The sequence below is a fragment of the Actinoplanes oryzae genome, from assembly GCF_030757795.1.
Classification (GTDB): domain Bacteria; phylum Actinomycetota; class Actinomycetes; order Mycobacteriales; family Micromonosporaceae; genus Actinoplanes.
Window position 1 is genome coordinate 17,122 of record NZ_JAUQWH010000056.1, and the last position, 17,535, is coordinate 34,656.

Annotated in this window: 18 protein-coding genes; 12 read left to right on the top strand and 6 right to left on the bottom strand. The window is 71.7% G+C overall.

All coding sequences use genetic code 11. The annotated features are described in order from the left end of the window. The first annotated feature begins 42 nt into the window (after nt 1–42). From RBH18_RS19690 to RBH18_RS19720, 7 genes are all read left to right on the top strand, one after another. Nucleotides 43–882: a carbohydrate ABC transporter permease gene (locus RBH18_RS19690; RefSeq protein ID WP_306209868.1), complete on the top strand. Its 840-nt coding sequence runs from the start codon at nt 43–45 to the stop codon at nt 880–882. Next, nucleotides 879–1,757, top strand: coding sequence for a carbohydrate ABC transporter permease (locus tag RBH18_RS19695; RefSeq protein WP_306209870.1), 879 nt, complete (start codon nt 879–881; stop codon nt 1,755–1,757). The genes RBH18_RS19690 and RBH18_RS19695 overlap by 4 nt, the downstream gene beginning before the upstream one ends. Before the next feature lie 8 nt (nt 1,758–1,765). After that, nucleotides 1,766–3,994, top strand: coding sequence for an alpha-xylosidase (gene yicI / locus RBH18_RS19700; RefSeq protein ID WP_306209872.1), 2,229 nt, complete (start codon nt 1,766–1,768; stop codon nt 3,992–3,994). Between the two features lie 33 nt (nt 3,995–4,027). Continuing rightward, a complete protein-coding gene (locus RBH18_RS19705) occupies nt 4,028–5,410 on the top strand; it encodes a uracil-xanthine permease family protein (RefSeq protein WP_306209874.1) in 1,383 nt (460 codons plus the stop codon). Then, nucleotides 5,388–6,923, top strand: coding sequence for a DUF1989 domain-containing protein (locus tag RBH18_RS19710; protein WP_306209876.1), 1,536 nt, complete (start codon nt 5,388–5,390; stop codon nt 6,921–6,923). The genes RBH18_RS19705 and RBH18_RS19710 overlap by 23 nt, the downstream gene beginning before the upstream one ends. Nucleotides 6,924–6,991: 68 nt before the next feature. Then, nucleotides 6,992–7,411, top strand: a complete 420-nt coding sequence (locus RBH18_RS19715; protein WP_306209879.1) for a hypothetical protein — start codon at nt 6,992–6,994, stop codon at nt 7,409–7,411. Between the two features lie 328 nt (nt 7,412–7,739). After that, on the top strand, nt 7,740–8,504 hold the full coding sequence (locus RBH18_RS19720) for a dihydrodipicolinate synthase family protein (RefSeq protein WP_306209881.1): 765 nt from the start codon (nt 7,740–7,742) through the stop codon (nt 8,502–8,504). A 13-nt stretch (nt 8,505–8,517) separates the two neighbouring features. Here the strand turns inward: RBH18_RS19720 and RBH18_RS19725 are convergent, their stop codons facing one another. Both RBH18_RS19725 and RBH18_RS19730 read right to left on the bottom strand, forming a co-directional pair. Further along, complete coding sequence (locus tag RBH18_RS19725; protein WP_306209883.1) at nt 8,518–8,874, bottom strand: hypothetical protein; 357 nt, start codon at nt 8,872–8,874, stop codon at nt 8,518–8,520. Nucleotides 8,875–8,886: 12 nt separating this feature from the next. Then, nucleotides 8,887–9,369 carry a TetR/AcrR family transcriptional regulator gene (locus RBH18_RS19730; RefSeq protein WP_306209885.1) on the bottom strand — a complete coding sequence of 161 codons (483 nt, stop codon included), beginning with the start codon at nt 9,367–9,369 and terminating at the stop codon, nt 8,887–8,889. 74 nt (nt 9,370–9,443) lie between these two features. Between RBH18_RS19730 and RBH18_RS19735 the strand changes: the two genes are divergently transcribed. Next, entirely contained in the window at nt 9,444–10,328 is an 885-nt protein-coding gene (locus tag RBH18_RS19735) for an LLM class flavin-dependent oxidoreductase (RefSeq protein ID WP_306209887.1), read from the top strand. A gap of 4 nt (nt 10,329–10,332) precedes the next feature. Here RBH18_RS19735 and RBH18_RS19740 read toward each other — a convergent pair whose 3' ends face one another. The 3 genes from RBH18_RS19740 to RBH18_RS19750 form a co-directional block, all read right to left on the bottom strand. Further along, nucleotides 10,333–10,425, bottom strand: a complete 93-nt coding sequence (locus RBH18_RS19740) for a zinc-binding dehydrogenase (protein ID WP_306209889.1) — start codon at nt 10,423–10,425, stop codon at nt 10,333–10,335. A 196-nt stretch (nt 10,426–10,621) separates the two neighbouring features. Further along, a complete protein-coding gene (locus tag RBH18_RS19745; protein WP_306209891.1) occupies nt 10,622–11,131 on the bottom strand; it encodes a DUF1990 family protein in 510 nt (169 codons plus the stop codon). Next, nucleotides 11,128–11,724, bottom strand: coding sequence for a TetR-like C-terminal domain-containing protein (locus RBH18_RS19750; protein WP_306209893.1), 597 nt, complete (start codon nt 11,722–11,724; stop codon nt 11,128–11,130). The genes RBH18_RS19745 and RBH18_RS19750 overlap by 4 nt, the downstream gene beginning before the upstream one ends. 65 nt (nt 11,725–11,789) lie before the next feature. Here RBH18_RS19750 and RBH18_RS19755 point away from each other — a divergent pair, with 65 nt between their 5' ends. The 4 genes from RBH18_RS19755 to fliQ all read left to right on the top strand — a co-directional run bounded on the left by RBH18_RS19755 (nt 11,790) and on the right by fliQ (nt 16,684). Then, nucleotides 11,790–13,115: an amidohydrolase family protein gene (locus tag RBH18_RS19755; RefSeq protein ID WP_306209895.1), complete on the top strand. Its 1,326-nt coding sequence runs from the start codon at nt 11,790–11,792 to the stop codon at nt 13,113–13,115. 68 nt (nt 13,116–13,183) lie between these two features. Next, a complete protein-coding gene (locus RBH18_RS19760; RefSeq protein WP_306209897.1) occupies nt 13,184–14,593 on the top strand; it encodes an NADP-dependent succinic semialdehyde dehydrogenase in 1,410 nt (469 codons plus the stop codon). Nucleotides 14,594–14,680: 87 nt separating this feature from the next. Beyond that, nucleotides 14,681–16,318, top strand: a complete 1,638-nt coding sequence (locus tag RBH18_RS19765) for a purine-cytosine permease family protein (protein ID WP_306209899.1) — start codon at nt 14,681–14,683, stop codon at nt 16,316–16,318. A 96-nt stretch (nt 16,319–16,414) separates the two neighbouring features. Next, nucleotides 16,415–16,684, top strand: a complete 270-nt coding sequence (gene fliQ, locus RBH18_RS19770; protein ID WP_306209901.1) for a flagellar biosynthesis protein FliQ — start codon at nt 16,415–16,417, stop codon at nt 16,682–16,684. A gap of 95 nt (nt 16,685–16,779) precedes the next feature. Here fliQ and araD read toward each other — a convergent pair whose 3' ends face one another. Then, nucleotides 16,780–17,490, bottom strand: coding sequence for an L-ribulose-5-phosphate 4-epimerase AraD (gene araD, locus RBH18_RS19775; protein ID WP_306209902.1), 711 nt, complete (start codon nt 17,488–17,490; stop codon nt 16,780–16,782). Nucleotides 17,491–17,535 lie beyond the last annotated feature (45 nt).

Below are 17,535 nucleotides of genomic sequence, written 5' to 3' on the forward strand. Positions count from 1 at the left end.
AGACGGCAGGGAGGCTACGCGCCTTTTCTTCTCCCAGGGATCGTGGCCTCCCTGGCCGTGATCGTGGTGCCGCTGGTGATGACCGTCGGCATCAGCTTCACGAAATGGAACGGCGTCACCGATCCGCAGTGGATCGGCTTCGACAACTACACGCGGCTGTTCGCCGACGCGAACTTCTGGGGCTCGTTCGGGCACATCCTGCTGCTGATCGTGGCGATGGCCGTCGTGCCGACGCTGCTCGGGCTGGTGCTGGCGGCGATCCTGTTCGACTACGTCGCCAAGGTGGTGGGCGACCGGTGGGCGCGCCTGCTGCGCTCCGGCTTCTACCTGCCGCAGGTGCTGCCGGTCGCGGTGACGGGCATCGTGTGGATCTGGATCCTGCACCCCAGCTTCGGGGCGCTCAACCGGATCCTCGGCACGCTCGGGCTCGGCTCGCTGAGCCGCGACTGGCTGGGCGACCCGGACTGGGCGCTGCTGAGCGTCATGTTCGTGATGGTGTGGTTCCAGCTCGGCTATCCGGTCGTCATGTTCATGGCCGGCCTGCAGCGCATCGATCCCGAGCTCTACGAGGCGGCGGACCTCGACGGCGCGGGCTGGTGGGCCCGCTTCCGGCACATCACGGTCAGGCTCATCCGGCCCGAGATGTACGTCGTCCTGGTCACCACCACGATCGCCGCCCTCAAGATCTTCGGCCAGGTGTACGTGCTGACCCGGGGCGGCCCGAGCAACGCGACGATCGTCCCCTCGTACTTCGCGTGGCAGAACTACTTCCAGAAGGCGCAGGTCGGCTACGGCTCGGCGATCTCCACGGTCCTCACCGTGATCATCGTGATCCTCGCCTTCGTGTTCCTCCGCCTGCAGAACCGGGAGAGCGCGAAGTGACCGCCACCATCGCGCCGCCGGCGCCGGACACCTCGGACGCGCCGGTGCGGACGCGCCGGCGGCCCGCCCGGTGGATCGTGCTCGCCGTGCTGCTCGTGCTCTGCCTGCTGGTCGTGGCGCCGATCCTCGTCGTGGTGCTCAACGCCTTCAAGACGCCGGCCGACTACGCGGCGAACGGCCCGCTGTCGATCCCCGAGCAGATCAGCTTCCAGGGCATCGTGGACTTCTGGGAACGCGTCAACTTCACCCGCAAGCTGCTCAACAGCCTCGTCACGGCGCTGTCCGTGGCGGTGCTGGGCGTGCTGCTGTCGGTGCTCAACGCGTACGCGCTGGGGATCGGGCGGGTCCGCGGCCGGCTCTGGTTCCTGATCTTCTTCCTCGTGGCGAACCTGCTGCCGCAGGAAGTCCTCGTGTACCCCCTGTACTACATCTCCAAGGCCCTCTACCTGTACGACAGCCCGGTCGCGATCATCATCATCTTCACGGTCATCCAGTCCGCGTTCGGCACCTACCTGCTCTCGAGCGTCTACGACGAGTTCCCCCGCGAGCTGCTCGACGCGGCCGCGGTCGACGGGGCCGGCAGGTGGCGCACCCTGTGGCGGGTCGTGGTGCCGGTCAGCGGGCCGACCCTCGGCGTGCTCTTCACGTTCTTCTTCATCTGGACCTGGAACGAGTTCTTCCTGCCGCTGATCTTCCTGGTCAGCGCCGACAACCAGACCGTGCCCGTGGCGCTCGCCGTGCTGCAGGGCGACCGGCTCATGGACGCGACCGCGACCAGCGCCTCGGCGCTCGTCGGCATCCTCCCCGCCGTGCTCTTCTTCCTGATCTTCCAGCGCACCCTCACCCGCGGCATCGCCGCCGGCGCCATCAAGTAAGGACGCTCATGAAGTTCACCGACGGCTACTGGCGCAAGCGCGACGGCCTGACCGTGCTGCACCCCGCCCAGCTGCAGGACAGCACGTCCGACGACCGCTCGCTGACCGTCTTCGCGACCACGCGCAAGGTCCGCGGCCGCGGCGACACCCTCGACGCGCCGATCATCACGGTGCGGCTGTCCACCCCCATGCCCGGCGTCATCCGGGTCACGCTCAGCCACTTCCTCGGGGCCAGGCCCGCCGCGCCGAACTTCGAGCTCTTCCCCGCCGACGTGACACCGGTCATCGACGGCACGTCCTTCACCTCGGGCGACCTGACCGCGCGGTTCCGCGACGGCGACGAGTGGGGGCTGGACTTCTTCGCCGACGGCCGGCGCCTGACCGGCTCGGGGTGGAAGGGCATGGGCGTCGTCGACACCGCCGCCGGCGAGCACTACGTCCATGAGCAGCTCGACCTGGGCGTCGGCGAGGCCGTCTACGGGCTCGGCGAGCGCTTCGGCCCGCTGGTCAAGAACGGCCAGAGCGTCGACATCTGGAACGAGGACGGCGGCACGAGCAGCGAGCAGGCGTACAAGAACGTGCCGTTCTACCTCACCAACCGGGGGTACGGCGTCCTGGTCGACCACCCCGGCAAGGTGTCCTTCGAGGTCGCCTCCGAGGTGGTGTCGCGCACCCAGTTCAGCGTCCCCGGGCAGTCGCTGTCCTACCTCGTCATCGCCGGTCCCACCCCGGCCGACGTGCTGCGCCGCTACACCGCGCTGACCGGGCGCCCCGCGCTGCCCCCGCAGTGGTCCTTCGGGCTGTGGCTGACCACGTCCTTCACGACCTCGTACGACGAGGAGACCGTCACCTCGTTCGTCGACGGCATGGCGTCGCGGGGCCTGCCGCTGAGCGTCTTCCACTTCGACACGTTCTGGATGCGCGAGTTCAGCTGGTGCGACTTCGAGTGGGACCCGCGCGTGTTCCCCGACCCGCCGGGCATGCTCAAGCGGCTCAAGGACCGCGGGCTGCGCACGTGCGTGTGGATCAACCCGTACATTGCGCAGCGGTCCGCGCTGTTCGCCGAGGGCCTGGAGCACGGCTACCTTGTCAAGCGCGCCGACGGCGACGTGTGGCAGTGGGACCGCTGGCAGGCCGGCATGGCGCTGGTCGACTTCACCAACCCCGACGCCGCCGCCTGGTACGCGGGCAAGCTGCGCGCGCTGGTGGACATGGGCGTGGACGCGTTCAAGTCCGACTTCGGCGAGCGCATCCCGACCGACGTCGTGTGGCACGACGGCTCCGACCCCGAGCGCATGCACAACTGGTACACCCAGCTGTACAACAGAACGGTCTTCGACGTGCTGCGCGAGGCCAAGGGCGAGGGCGAGGCCGTGCTCTACGCGCGCAGCGCCACCGTCGGCGGCCAGCAGTTCCCCGTGCACTGGGGCGGGGACAACTCCGCGACGTACGAGTCCATGGCCGAGACCTTGCGCGGCGGGCTGTCCCTGGCGGCCTCCGGCTTCGGGTTCTGGAGCCACGACATCGGCGGCTTCGAGGGGTTGCCGGACCCCGCCGTGTTCAAGCGGTGGATCGCGTTCGGGCTGCTGTCGTCGCACTCGCGGCTGCACGGCAACCAGACGTACCGGGTGCCGTGGCAGTTCGACGAGGAGGCCGTCGACGTGCTGCGCACGTTCACCGGGCTCAAGCACACGCTCATGCCGTACCTGTGGAACGCCGCGCAAGAGGCGCACGAGACCGGGCTGCCGGTCATGCGCCCGATGGTCGTCGCCTTCCCCGACGACCCGGCCGCCGTGCACCTCGACCGCCAGTACCTGCTCGGCGACGACCTGCTCGTCGCGCCGGTCCTCAGCGAGTCCGGCGACGTCAGCTACTACGTGCCGGCCGGGCGCTGGACCCACTACCTGACCGGCCAGGTCGTCGAGGGCCCGCGCTGGGTGCACGAGACGCACGGCTTCGACAGCGTGCCGCTGCTGGTGCGGCCGGGCGCGGTGCTGGCGATCGGCAACCGGACCGACCGGCCCGACTACGACCACCGGGACGGGGTGACGCTGCGGCTCTTCGAACCGTCCCCGGGCACGACCACCCTGCGCGTGGGGGAGACGACCTTCACCGTGACCGTCTCGTCCGCCGGAGTCGAGATCTCCCGTACGGGTGCTTCGCTGCCCTGGCGCGTGGCCGTCGGCTCCGCGGATCCGGTCGACATCCCCGCCGAGGAGTCGCACTTCAGCGGGTGACCTGCGTCACGAATTCGCGTAGCATCGGCCACTGTGGACGGCTCGCGGGCGGCGCCTCCGGACGATGACGATGTCACCCGGGCGCCGGTGCTCGACGTCGGGTTCGACGATCGGGTGCCGGCGCCCCGGCTGCTGCTGTTCGCCCTCCAGCACCTCGTCACCCTCTCGGCGATCTGGGTCTTCCCGGTCCTCGTCGGGCTGACGCTCGGCCTGGGCCGGGGCGACGTCACCCACCTGATCCAGGCCTCGTTCCTGCTGACCGGGCTGGTGACGATCCTGCAGTCCAGCCGGGTGCTGCGCCTGCCGATCGTGCAGGGGCCGACGGCGGCGTTCTTCGCGGCGCTGCTGGCGGCCGGGGCCACGTACGGGCTGGGGGCGGCCTTCGGCTCGATGATCGTCGCCGGGCTGATCTTCCTGGCGCTCACCGTGCCGATCGGCCGGTTCGGCGTGCTGATCCACGTCGTCCGCTTCGCCACCGAGCCGCTCGTCTTCGGCACCCTGTGCATCATCATCGGCGCCCAGCTGGCGACGCTCGGGCTGCCGTACTGGTTCGGCACCGAGGGCGCGCCCGGCTACGGCTGGGACTTCTTCCGGGTCGCGCTGGCCACCCTGCTCGTGGTGGTCGCCTGCCTGCTCTTCGGCGGCGGCACGATCGTGCGCCGGGCAGCCGTGCTGATCGGCATGCTGGTGGGCACCCTGCTCGCCCTCGCCCTCGGCCTCTGGCAGACCCCGGACCTGTCCGGCGTCGCCGTCCTCGGCCCGCCGGCGTTCCTGCCCTTCGGCTTCGAGATCCGCTGGCCGGCCGTCGTGCTGATGCTCCTGGCGTTCCTCGAGTCCAGCGCCGAGGCCGTCGGCATGTACACCCTGATCTCCCGCTGGGGCGCGGTCTCCCTCTCCCGCGCCCGCATCACCCGCGGCCTGTTCACCGAGTACGCCGGCTCGGTCGCGGGCGCCCTGTTCGGCGGCATCGGAACGGCAACCTACCCCGAGAACGCGGGCCTGGTCCGCGTCACCCGCATCGGCAGCCGCTACGTGACCATGACCGCCGGCCTGATCGCCGTGGCCCTGGCCTTCGTGCCCGTGCTGGCCTCCTTCGTGTCCGGCCTGCCCGGCGCCGTGCTCGCCGCCGCGTCGACGGTCCTCTTCGGCATCATCGCCATGAGCGGCGTCCAGATGATGCGCGACGTCGCCTGGGACGACCTCAACATCACGGTGGCCGCGACCGCCTTCATCCTCGCCCTGGGCGGCCAATGGATCCCCGGCCCGATCGTCGCGACCATGCCGGACTGGCTCCGGCCGGTGGTCACCACCCCGATGCTGGCGGGCGCCGTCCTCCTGATCCTCCTCAACGCCGCGGTGAACCACGGCCTCCGCCCCGCCCTGGAGCGCTCCCGTGGCCGCCCTGCGGATCAATGACCAGCAGCGGGAGTTCCTGGCCTTCGTCATCGCCCGGGACCCCGCCCTCACCTCCCTCACCGCCCTGGTGACCGAAGCCCTCACCCAAGCCCCCCACCCCGCCCGCGCCGCCCACGTCCGCACCGATCCACTCACCGCCGCCCACGACCGCGCCGATCCGCCCGGCGCCGCCCACGACCGCGCCAATCCGCCCGGCGCCCGCCTCCGCGACGATCCGCTAGCCGCCCGCCTCCGCGCCGATCCGCCCGGCGCCCACATCCGCGCCGATCCCGCCGCCATCGCCCATGCCGATGACAATCCCGACCGTGCCGAGCCCGCTCACGGCGACGCTCCCCACCCCAACCCCCTCCCCGACGCCCATGTTCGCGACGAACCTGTTCGTGGGGAACGTGTTCGTGCGGAACACGTTCTCGCGCCGGGCACCGGAAAGGCGGTCGAGGTGCGCGCCGGGGAGGTGCTCACGGTCACCCAGATTCTTGGTCATCAGTGCGTCGATCTGAATGTGTTCACGCTCGCCGATCGGCATGAGCGGCTGCATGTCGGGCGTACGCGGGGGATTGCCGGGACGCATCCCGGGGCGGGGGACGTGCTCTGGTCGAACACGCCGTGGGAGCGGCCGATCGCGGTGATTCTCCGGAGCACCGCCCGGACCGACACGACGTTCCCGTTCTGCAGCCGCCTGATCTACAGCGCCTTCTTCGGGATGCACGGCCGGACCAACTGTGAGCAGATCCAGCAGGAGGCCCAGCGCGAGTACGGCCTGCTGCCGTGGGAGATGCACGAGTCGCTGAACCTGTTCATGTCCACGGAGAACGGTGTCATCCAGCGCAACACGGCCCGTCCGGGCGACCACATCGCGTTCCTCGCGCTGCACGATCTCCTCATGATCCCGAACGTCTGCGGCGACGACCTCACCAACTGCAGCAACTTCGGGCTGCGCCCGGTCCGGGTCACCGTCATGGCGGCGACCGCCGACGACCACGAGACAGGACGCCGGGCCGTCGCGCGCGCCGCCGGACTCGGCCTGCCGTCCCCCGCGCCCTTTCGCCGTGGAGGCGCGATGGCGCAGCGGTCGCCCTGCTCGGGCAGCCCGGCGGATCCGGCCCGGAGCCCGGCGGATCCGGGGCGGAGTCCGGCCAACTCGGCCCGGAGTCCCGCGGATCCGGCCCGGAGTCCGGCGGATCCGGCCCGAAGTCCGGCGGATCCGGCCCGGAGCCCGGGGGACCCGGGGCGGAGTCCGGCGGATCCGGCCCGGCAGGGCGCCTCCGGCCGGCTGGACCCTCCCGCTTCGCTCCCCGCCGCGGCGCGCTTGCAGCGGGATCCCGCTTACGTGCCGGCGTATCCGTACCTGGCCCGGCTGGCCACCATCGATGTCCCGGTCGCGCTCGACGCCGCCCGCTTCGCCGAGGTTCGTGACTTCGCCCGCTACGGCGACGACGATGCGTCCGCGCTGCGCGACATCGTGCTCTCCCACGCCATCGACCGCCTCGGCGCATTTCCCGGCAACGCTTGAGACAGTCGGGCTGAGGACAATGTCAGGCGTGTGACTGTGCGGGACGGCGGCGCCGCAATCATCGGGTGATGAGCGCAATGTCCGTGGCCACCGTCGGCCTGTTCGCCGTGGCCTTCGCCGCGGTCGTCACCTGGAGCCCGTTGGCCCGCGGCCTCGTCCGGGAGTCTGTCGTCCGCCCCAACGAGCCATGCACCTTCACGCCGACCTCCGACGGGAAGTTCGAGGTGCATCGCAAGGTCATGCCGGAGGACCTGCCACCCGGGGACCAGCCCGCGGCCCCGGAGCAGGAGGTGATCGGGTCGAGCTCCCACTTCAAGTACGTTCTGGGCGCGACCGTCATCCTCACTCTGCTGGCCCTCGTCGCCTTTGTGGCCCTCGTCTTCGCGCCGGGTGACCGGGCCGCGAGCGCCGGCAGCACCTGCGAGAAGGCCTTCATCTTCGGCTTCTCCGCGTTGATCGGCTTGATCGGCGGCAAGGCCATCAAGTGACGCATGGCCTGCTGGTCGCGGAGGTCCAGCTCGACCAGCCGCGCGCCGTCCAGCCGGCGGGGCGCTGGCGGCCACGTCGACGAGGCCTCCGCCTTTGCCGGCCGTGACAGTGCGCCGAGTGTGGGGTTGCCTGCCTCCGGCACCGGCGCGCTGTGCGGTGTCACGCGTGCCCGGCCAGCGGCGCGCCGTGCGGTGTCGCGCGTGCCCGGCCAGCGGTGCGCCGTGCGGTGTGACGCGTGCCCGGCCACCGGCGCGCCGTGCGGTCTCACGCGTGCCCGGCCGCCGTCGGGCGATGCCGTGGCGGGCGGAAAGGCATAGGCTGGCTTGTATGGCTGAGCCCCTCTGGACCGGGCCCGCGGTGGCACTGGTCACGCTTTTCACCGCCGACGGCAGTGTCGACGCGGAGGCCACCGGCGCGCATGCGGCGCGGATGGTCGGCGCCGGGCTGCGGGCCGTGCTGGTCAATGGCAGCACGGGCGAGGCCGCCGCGCTGGAGGATCATGAGCGGGTCGCGCTCGTGTCGGCGGTGCGGGAGGCCTGTCCCGGCGTGCCGGTCGTCGCCGGCGCCTCGGGGGAGTGGTGGGGGCAGGCCGCGAAGCGGGTCCGCGACGCCGCCGGGGCGGGTGCCGACGCCGTGCTCGTGGCGCCGCCGCGGCTGGGCACGGACCTGGGCGGCTATTACGAGGAGGTGGCCGCGGCGGCCGGGGACGTGCCCGTGCTGGCCTATCATTATCCGCCGGTCGCGGGCGGGCCCGTGCCGGTGGAGGCGCTGCCGGGGCTGCCGGTGAGCGGGACCAAGGACTCGAGCGGCGACCCGGTGCGGCTGGGCCGGCAGCTCGACCTCGACTGGCCCGGTCACGTCTACGTCGGCTCCTCCGCGCTGCTCGGCCACGCCCACTGGCTGGGCGCGACCGGGGCGATCGTGGCCGCCGCGAACCTCGTACCCTCGGAATGTCTTGCCGCCTGGGAGCGGGACCCGAAGGCGCAGCTCGCCGTGCTGCGGGCCGAGCGCGAGGCCAAGGCGGCGCCCGGCGGGCTCAAGGGTGCCGTCGCCGCCCGCTTCGGCACCAGCCCCTGTCGCCGGACGAGCTGACCACGAGCGCCGGTCACGCCGGCGTGCGCGCCCGCTCGATGCGGTCCGCGGTCGCGTGCGGGTCGTCCGCCTCGATGACCAGGCGCGTGTACTCCTCGTCGGCGAGCTCGATCACCACCGCCTTGGCGGCATCGCGCACGTTCCAGAAGACCCGCCCCTCGCCGGTGCGGAACGTGCCCGCGACGATGAGCCCGGGCACGAAAGTGCCCTTGGTGCGCACCCCCTTGAAGCCCCGCACGATGCCGGGATCGGCCGTCGCCCCGCGCACGTGCGCCAGCGGAACCGTGACGCTGCTCTTCAGCGCCCACAGCCGGTCGAGACCCTCGATCGTGACCACGAGAGCGTCGCCGGTGATGTCGATGCGTGCCATGTCGTCCTCCGCCTAATGGGGGGTGAGCAGGGTGGCGCCGGTGGCCCGGCCGGGCTGGGCGCGGGCGCGCAGCAGCAGGCCGAGCAGGGCGGCGGTCAGGTCGGCGGCCCGGTCCGGGTCGCTGCCGGCGGGGCGCAGCGCGGCGTCGAGCAGGTCGAGCGCGCGCCCGACCTCGGCGGCGACCTCGTCGTCCACGGCGGCGCGCTCGGCCGCCGCGAGCAGCAGGAAGCCCAGCTCGGTGCCGCCGGAGGCGAGCAGGGCCCGGGCCGGGTCGCTCGATCCGGCGATGCGCGTCACGTCCTGGTCGACGTGGTGGCGCAGGGCGGCGAGATAAAGGCCACGTTTGCTGCCGAACGTCTTGTAGAGGCTGCCGCGGTGCACGCCCGTGCGGCTGACGAGGTCGTCGACGGACGTGCCGTCGTAGCTGCGCCCCGCGAACAGCTCGGCCGCCGCGGCCACCGCCTGCTGCTCGTCGAACCCTCTCGGCCTGCCCATGCCACGACCGTACGCGTTGGAGAACGACCAGTCAAGAACGAGCGTTCTCAAACGGCACGTGGCAGGGTGATCGCATGCGACTCTCCCTCTGGCCGCGGGCGACCCAGCCGTACGCGGACATCCTCGACGCCGCCCGTCACGCCGAACAGACCGGATGGGACGGCGTCTGGATCGCCGACCACTTCATGCCCAACGCCGGCACCTCGTTCCCCGGGACGGCGCCGCTGCTGGAGGCCGGCTCGCTGGTGGCGGCGCTCGCGGCGGCCGTGCCCCGGGTGCGGATCGGCACCCTGGTCTACGGGATGACCTACCGGCACCCGGCCGTCCTGGCCAACATGGCCGCGACCGTCGATCACATCAGCGGCGGCCGCTTCACGCTCGGCGTCGGCGCCGGGTGGCAGATCAACGAGCACGAGCAGTACGGCATCGAGCTCCCGCCGATCAAGCAGCGCATCGACCGGTTCGTCGAGGGCCTCGACGTGATCCAGGGGCTGCTCCGCGACCCGCGCACCACCGTCGACGGCACGTATTACCAGCTCACCGACGCCGTCTGTGAGCCCAAGCCGATCCAGAGCCCGCTGCCCGTCATGATCGGCGCCAAGGGCGAGCAGCGGATGCTCCGGGTCGTCGCCGAGCGTGCCGACCTCTGGAACACCTGGGGCCTGCCCGACGTCATCGCCCACAAGTCACACGTGCTCGACGAGTGGTGCGCCAAGGTCGGGCGCGACCCCCGGGCCATCGCGCGGACGGCGCAGGCGCTCACCGTCGTGGACGGCCCGCTCCCCGATACGGGCATGCCGGCCATCGGAGGCTCGCCGGCGCTGCTGGCCGAGGCCGTCGCGACGTACCGGGAGATCGGCCTGGACGAGCTGATCGTGCCGGATGCCCATCTGGGCTCGGGCGACGAGCGGCGCCGCGCGATGGATCTCCTGCTGAAGATCGTTCAGGAGGTGGGCTGAAGCCTCACACGGTGAGGACGACCTTGCCGCGCAGGTGACCACCCTCGAGCAGCCGGTGCGCGTCGGCGACCCGCTCGAAGGGGAAGGTCTCCTGCACGTGGACCCGCAGCGGCGAGCCGGCGCAGGGCGAGCGGGTCCGGGTCGACCGCGACGCCGCTGAAGCGCCGCCCGGCCGCCTCGAGGCGGGCGATGAGCTCACCCCGCTCGGCGCCACGCTCATCGAGCCGATCCACGTGCTGACCGAGTGGGCGCGCGACAACGGCGAGGCGGTTCTGGACGCGCTCGACGCCGGGTCAGCGGAGGTCTGACGGCGTGCCGAGGTCGCGCAGGGCGCGCACGTAGCGGTCCGTGACGAGCTGCTGGACGGCGCGGGTCACCGGGCCGCCCAGCCGGGCCGGCAGCGTCGCGGGGCGGGAGAAGGCGCGGATCCGGGCGCGGACGGCGCCGCCGGGCAGCAGGTGCACGAGGAACGCCTCCTCGCCCTGCTCGGGATGGCCGGGCAGGGTGCCGTAGGCGAAGCCCCGGCAGGTGTCCGTCTCGACCGTGTAGACGACGCGGCAGGGGATCCGGAGCACGAGAGCACGCAGCACCACGACGACGTCCGGGGCCGCCCGGTCCGCGCCGGCCGGCACGCGCAGCCCGGCGCGGCGGTGCATCTGCCACGTGAACAGGCCCTCGGCGGCGCGCGCGAAGACGCCGGACCCGTGGCCTATGACGGTGTCGCGGACCATGTGGCCGTACCCGGGTGGGAGGGTCTCCGCGCGCGTGGCGCCCACCTCGTCGTAGGTCAGGCCGGCGGTCATCGGGCGGGCCTCGTCAGCAGCGGCAGCAGGATCTCGTCGACCACGGCGGCCACCTCGCCGGCGTCCGCCTCGCCGGTCGCCCAGGCCTCGAGCAGGAGCATGCGGGGACCCACCGCGGCGGCGCGGGGAGTCACCCGGGCGGGGTCGGCCTCGCCCCGGGCGGCGGCCGCGGCCAGGACGGCGAGCAGCGTCTCCTGGGCGGGCTGGATCACCGCGGCCCACACCTCGGCGAACAGGGCCGGATGCTGGTGCCGGTAGGCGATCAGCGGCCGCAGGGCCCGCCCGCGGGGCTGGCCGAGAATGTCGGTGAACCGGGTGAGCAGCGTCATCAGATCGGCGCGCAGGGAGCCCGTACCCGGTGGGGTCAGGGGGTCGCCGAAGCCGGTGGCCGGGTCGGTCAGCGCGGCCAGCACCAAAGTCTCCGGGTTCGGCCAGCGGCGGTAGAGCGCGGCCTTGCCGGTGCCGGCGGCCGCGGCGATCTTGTCGAAGGACAGCTCGGCGAAGCTGGTGCGGGCGAGTTCCTCCAGCGTGGCGAGGTGGATCGCCTCGGTCAGGGCTCGGCCGCGGCGGCGGGTGGCGGGCTGCGTGCTCACCCCGCCATTCTGCTGGTACGGTCGTTAGTGAACAAATCTGTTCACTAACCGGAAGGAGGCCGCCCGTGCTGATCGCTGATGTCGCCGTCGTGGATCCCCGGGACGGGGTGGTCACGGCGCACCAGGACGTGCGGGTCGAGGGCGACTGCATCGCGCAGGTGACGGCCACGGCCGGTGGCCCGGGCGACGTCGACGGGCGGGGCCGGTTCGTGGTGCCCGGCTTCGCCGACATGCACGCGCACCCGCTCAACCGCGCCGATCCGCGCCGCGAGCTGGGGCTGATGCTCGCCCACGGCATCACCGGCTTCCGGCAGATGAGCGGCGGTCGCGGCACGGCCCGGGGCGACCGGGCGCCCGCCCTGCTCGCCACCAGCGGCGCCGTGCTCACGCCGATCAACGCCGGCACGCCCGCCGCGGCCGTCGCGGAGGTGCGACGGCAGGCGCGAGCCGGGGTGGACTTCGTCAAGGCGGCGATCATCACGCCGGAGGTCTACTTCGCGGTGCAGGCCGAGGCGGACCGGCACGGGCTGCCGGTGGTGGGGCACCTGCCGGCGGGCATCGACGTACGCGCCGCGGCCCGCGCCGGCTTCCGCTCGATCGAGCACCTCGGGCCGGGCCTGGGCGTGCTGGCCGACTGCTCGTGCCACGGGACGCCGGCGCCCCGTCCGATCAAGGCGCCTCCGTTCCGGATCCCGTTCGCGGACCGCGTGGCCGCGAAGCTGCTCGACCGCATCGTCGTCAACCCGGCGCAGCTCACCACCCCGGCGACGCTGGCCGCCACGCGGGACGTGATCGCGAGCTTCGACGAGCAGCGGGCCCGGGAGCTGGCGCAGGAGTTCGCCGCCCGCGACACGTGGAACTGCCCGACCCTGATCCGCGTGAAGGCCCAGCAGTTGTGCGACGCCCCGGAGTTCGCCGCCGATCCCGACCTGCGCCATGTGACGGCGAAGGAGCGCAAGGCGTGGACTGCGGCGGCCGCCCGTTTCCGCAAGAAGTTCGACGCGGCGCAGCGGGAGATCTTCGCCGGCCAGTTCGCGCTGCAGCTGCGCCTGGTGAAGATCCTCGCCGAGGAGGGCGCGCCGCTGCTGGCCGGCACCGACGCGGTCGGCGCCGCCTGGGTGGTGCCCGGTGCGTCGCTGCACGACGAGTTCGACCTGCTGGCGCAGGCGGGGCTCAGCCCGCTGCGGATCCTGCGGGCGGCGACCGTGGACCCGGCGCGCTTCCTGCGCCGTGAGCGGGACGCCGGCGTGGTCGAGGCCGGCAAGGAGGCGGATCTCGTGCTGCTCGACGCGGATCCCACCACGGCCGTCGCGCATCTGCACGCGGTGAGCGGTGTCATCCGGCAGGGGCGGCACCACGACAGCGCGGCGCTGGCCGGGCTGAAGGGCTGAGCGGCGACTGGACCGCGGCGGCGCGGGTATGGCGATCGGTGACAGACGATTGCGATGAGGTGAGACCTGTGCCGATAGCCACCACCAACCCCGTCACCGGCGAGGTGCTGAAGACGTTCGAGGCGCTGACGGACGAGCAGATCGACGCCGCGATCGGGCGGTCCGCCGAGGCCTTCCGGGAGTTGCGCGGCACGACGTTCGAGCAACGGGCGCAGTGGCTGCGGGCCGCCGCCGACCTGCTCGAGGCGGAGCAGGACGAGGTGGGCGCCCTGATGACCCTCGAGATGGGCAAGACGCTGACGGCGGCCAAGGCCGAGGTGGTCAAGTGCGCGACGGCGTGCCGTTACTACGCCGACAACGCCGGGACCTTCCTCGCCGACGAGCCGGCCGACGCCGAGGCGGTCGGGGCGCTGCGGGCGTACGCGCGGTATCAGCCGCTCGGGCCCGTCCTGGCGGTCATGCCGTGGAACTTCCCGCTCTGGCAGGCGATGCGCTTCGCGGCGCCGGCGCTGATGGCGGGCAACACCGGCCTGCTCAAGCACGCCTCCAACGTGCCGCAGACCGCGCTCTACCTCGGCGAGCTCTTCGCCCGGGCGGGCTTTCCGGCCGGCGCGTTCCAGACGCTGCTGGTCGGCTCGGACGCCGTCGAGAAGATCCTGACCGATCCCCGCGTACGGGCGGCGACCCTGACCGGCAGCGAGGGCGCCGGCCGCTCGATCGCCGCGATCGCCGGGCGCGAGCTGAAGAAGACGGTCCTGGAGCTGGGCGGCAGCGACCCGTTCATCGTGCTGCCCAGCGCCGACGTGGCGGAGGCCGCCCGGGTGGCCACGACCGCGCGCTGCCAGAACAACGGCCAGTCGTGCATCGCCGCCAAGCGGTTCATCGTGCACACCGACGTGTACGACGAGTTCGTGAACGCGTTCGTCAAGAACATGTCCGCGCTGACGGTCGGGGATCCGATGCAGGACGGCACGGATGTCGGGCCGCTGGCCACCGAGCAGGGGCGGGCGGACGTGGAGGAGCAGGTCGCCGACGCCGTGGCCAAGGGCGCCACCGTACGCTGCGGCGGCGCACGTCCCGACGGCGACGGCTGGTGGTATCCGCCGACCGTCGTCACGGATCTCACGCCGGACATGCGGATGTACGCCGAGGAGGTGTTCGGGCCGGTCGCCGGCGTCTACCGGGCCGGCTCGCTGGAGGAGGCGCTCGAGCTGGCCAACGCCGTCCCGTACGGGCTGGGGTCGAACGCCTGGACCGACGACTCGCTCGAGGCGGAGCGCCTGATCGACGGGCTCGAGGCCGGCGCGGTGTTCGTCAACGGCATGGTGACGTCCTATCCGCAGCTGCCCTTCGGGGGCGTGAAGGACTCCGGGTACGGCCGGGAGCTGTCCGCCGCGGGCATCCGCGAGTTCTGCAACCTCAAGGCGGTCTGGGTCGGCGCGGGCGGCGACACCGGTACGGAGTCGAAGGCCGAGTGACGAGCGTCCATGCCTGACCACGAATGGTAATGGGGCTGTAACGGTTCGTTTCTAGGTTGGCCGCATCCGAGACGACGGAGGCGGCCCATGACGACTGAGATCCCCGCTGCGGATGCCGATGTCCGCGCCGCGACCCACGAGACCCTCGAGGACTACACGCTCCGGTTCGCCCCGCGCAGCTACCGGCGCTGGTCGACCGGGGTCGTGGCGGTGTCTGCACTCGGTGGCATCGCCTACCTGGCGGACTTCGCGATCGGCGCGAACATCGGCATCTCGTACGGCACGACGAACGCACTCTGGGGCATCGGCGTCTTCGCCGTGGTCATCTTCCTGACCGGCTTCCCGCTGGCCTACTACGCCGCGCGGTACAACCTGGACCTCGACCTGATCACCCGGGGCAGCGGCTTCGGCTACTACGGCTCGGTGGTCACCAACGTCATCTTCGCCACCTTCACCTTCATCTTCTTCGCCCTCGAGGGCTCGATCATGGCCCAGGGGCTGCAGCTGGGACTGCACGTCCCGCTGTGGCTCGGTTACGCCGTCAGCACGCTCGTCATCTTCCCGCTGGTGATCTACGGCATGAAGGTGCTGTCGACGCTGCAGGTGTGGACCACGCCGCTGTGGCTCGTGCTCATGGTGCTGCCCTTCGCGTACCTGCTGATCAGTCACCCCGACTCGATCGACAGCTTCTTCGCCTACCAGGGCGAGGACGGCGCCGGCGGGACGAACCTCGGCTCGATCATGCTGGCCGCGGGCGTGTGCCTGTCGCTGATCGCGCAGATCGCCGAGCAGATCGACTACCTGCGCTTCATGCCCCCGCGTACGCCGGAGAACTCCCGCAAGTGGTGGACCGCGGTCGTCCTCGCCGGCCCCGGCTGGGTCATCTTCGGCGCGATCAAGCAGATCATCGGCCTGTTCCTCGCCGTCTACATCATCGCCAGCGTGACCGACGGCGCCGCCGTGGCCAACCAGCCGGTGCACCAGTTCCTGGAGATCTACCGCGACATCATGCCCGGCTGGCTCGCCCTGACCCTCGCCGTCGTGCTCGTGGTGATCAGCCAGATCAAGATCAATGTCACCAACGCCTACTCCGGCTCGCTGGCCTGGACCAACTCGTACACCCGCGTCACCAAGCACTACCCGGGCCGCATCGTCTTCCTCGGCGTCAACCTGGCCATCGCGCTGGTGCTGATGGAAGCGAACATGTTCGACTTCCTCAACACGATCCTCGGCTTCTACGCCAACTGCGGCATGGCCTGGGTCGTGGTCGTCGCATCCGACATCGCCATCAACAAGTACGTCCTCAAGCTGTCGCCCAAGGAGCCCGAGTTCCGCCGCGGCATGCTCTACGCCGTCAACCCGGTCGGCTTCGGCTCGATGCTGCTCGCCGCGGGCCTGTCGATCCTGGCCTTCTTCGGCGCGCTGGGCGACACCCTCAAGCCGTACTCCCCGCTGGTCGCGATCGTGCTGGGCGTCGTGCTGCCGCCGATCATCGCGCTCGCCACGCGGGGCAGGTATTACCTGCGCCGCGCCGACGACGGGATCCCGCTGCCGATGTACGACGAGTTCGGCAACCCGTCGGGGGAGCAGCTGACCTGCCACGTCTGCCGGCAGCAGTACGAGCGGCCGGACATGGCGGCCTGCCGGACGCACGACGCGTACGTGTGCTCGCTGTGCCTGTCCACCGACAAGATCGCCGACCATGTGCTGCCCGCTGCCTCGTGATGCCCCTGGGGCCGGCGTGATCGGTGGGTACCGCCGTCAACCCGATTGCAACCGTCCTGCACTTCTCGGAATCCTTCAGGGCCCGAACAGGAGGGCATGACGGACACGCAGATCGTGGAGCTCGGGCTGCAGGCGATGACCATCGCGGCGAAGCTGTCCGCACCGACGCTGCTCACCGCGCTGGCCATCGGGTTCGCCATCTCGCTGTTCCAGTCCGTGACGCAGATCCAGGAGGCCACGCTGTCGTTCGTGCCGAAGGCGGCCGCGGTCGGCGCGGCCATCCTGTTCAGCGGCAACTGGATGCTGGCGGAGATGGTGAAGTTCACGACGCAGCTGTTCGAGCGGATCCCGACGCTGATCGGCTGAGGCCGCCCCGCTTCGGCGGGGCGGCCCTTCCGCATGCTGCCTTGCCCGGTGCCCGATGCCCGGCGGGGCCGTCGTTTCTGGTTGCGCTTCCCGGGTCAGGAGTGGCTGGGGTTGCCGTAGTAGGCGCCCGGGCCGTGCTTGCGCTTGAAGTGCCGCTCCTGCAGGTGCGGCGGCACCGCGGCGGCCGCGTTCAGCGACAGCGTCTTGAGGGCCATCTCGGCGACCTTCTCGAGGATGATCGCGTACTCGACGGACTTCTGCGCGGTGGCGGCCCACGTGAACGGGCCGTGATGGGCGGCCAGGGCGACCGGCATGCCCTGCGCCTCCTCGTCGCCGCCGACCGTGTCGATGATGGCGTGCCCGGTGTTGAGCTCGTAGTCGACCGCGCACTCCTCGGGCGTCAGGTGCCGGGCGACCGGGACGGGCCCGCTGAACGAATCCGCGTGCGTGGTGCCCAGCACCGGGATGTCCCGGTCGGCCTGCGCGAAGGCGACCGCGTTGGCCGAATGCGTGTGCGTGATCCCGCCGACCGACGGCCACGCCAGGTAGAAGGCCCGGTGCGTCTCACTGTCCACGGAAGGCCGCAGGTCCCCGTCCAGCACCTTGCCCGTCTCCAGGCTCACCGGCACCAGCTTCTCCGGGGTCAGGTCCTCGTACGCGACGCCGGACGGCTTGATCACGTAGAGCCCGGCCTCGCGGTCGACGCCGCTGACGTTGCCCCACGTGAGCGCGGCCAGCCCGGTCGCCGGGATCATCTGGTTGGCGCGCAGGACAGCCTCGCGCAAGGCGGCGGAACCGTAGGTCATGGCCCGGATGTTAACGCTCACATGAGTCGGAAACAACCGCGCGGC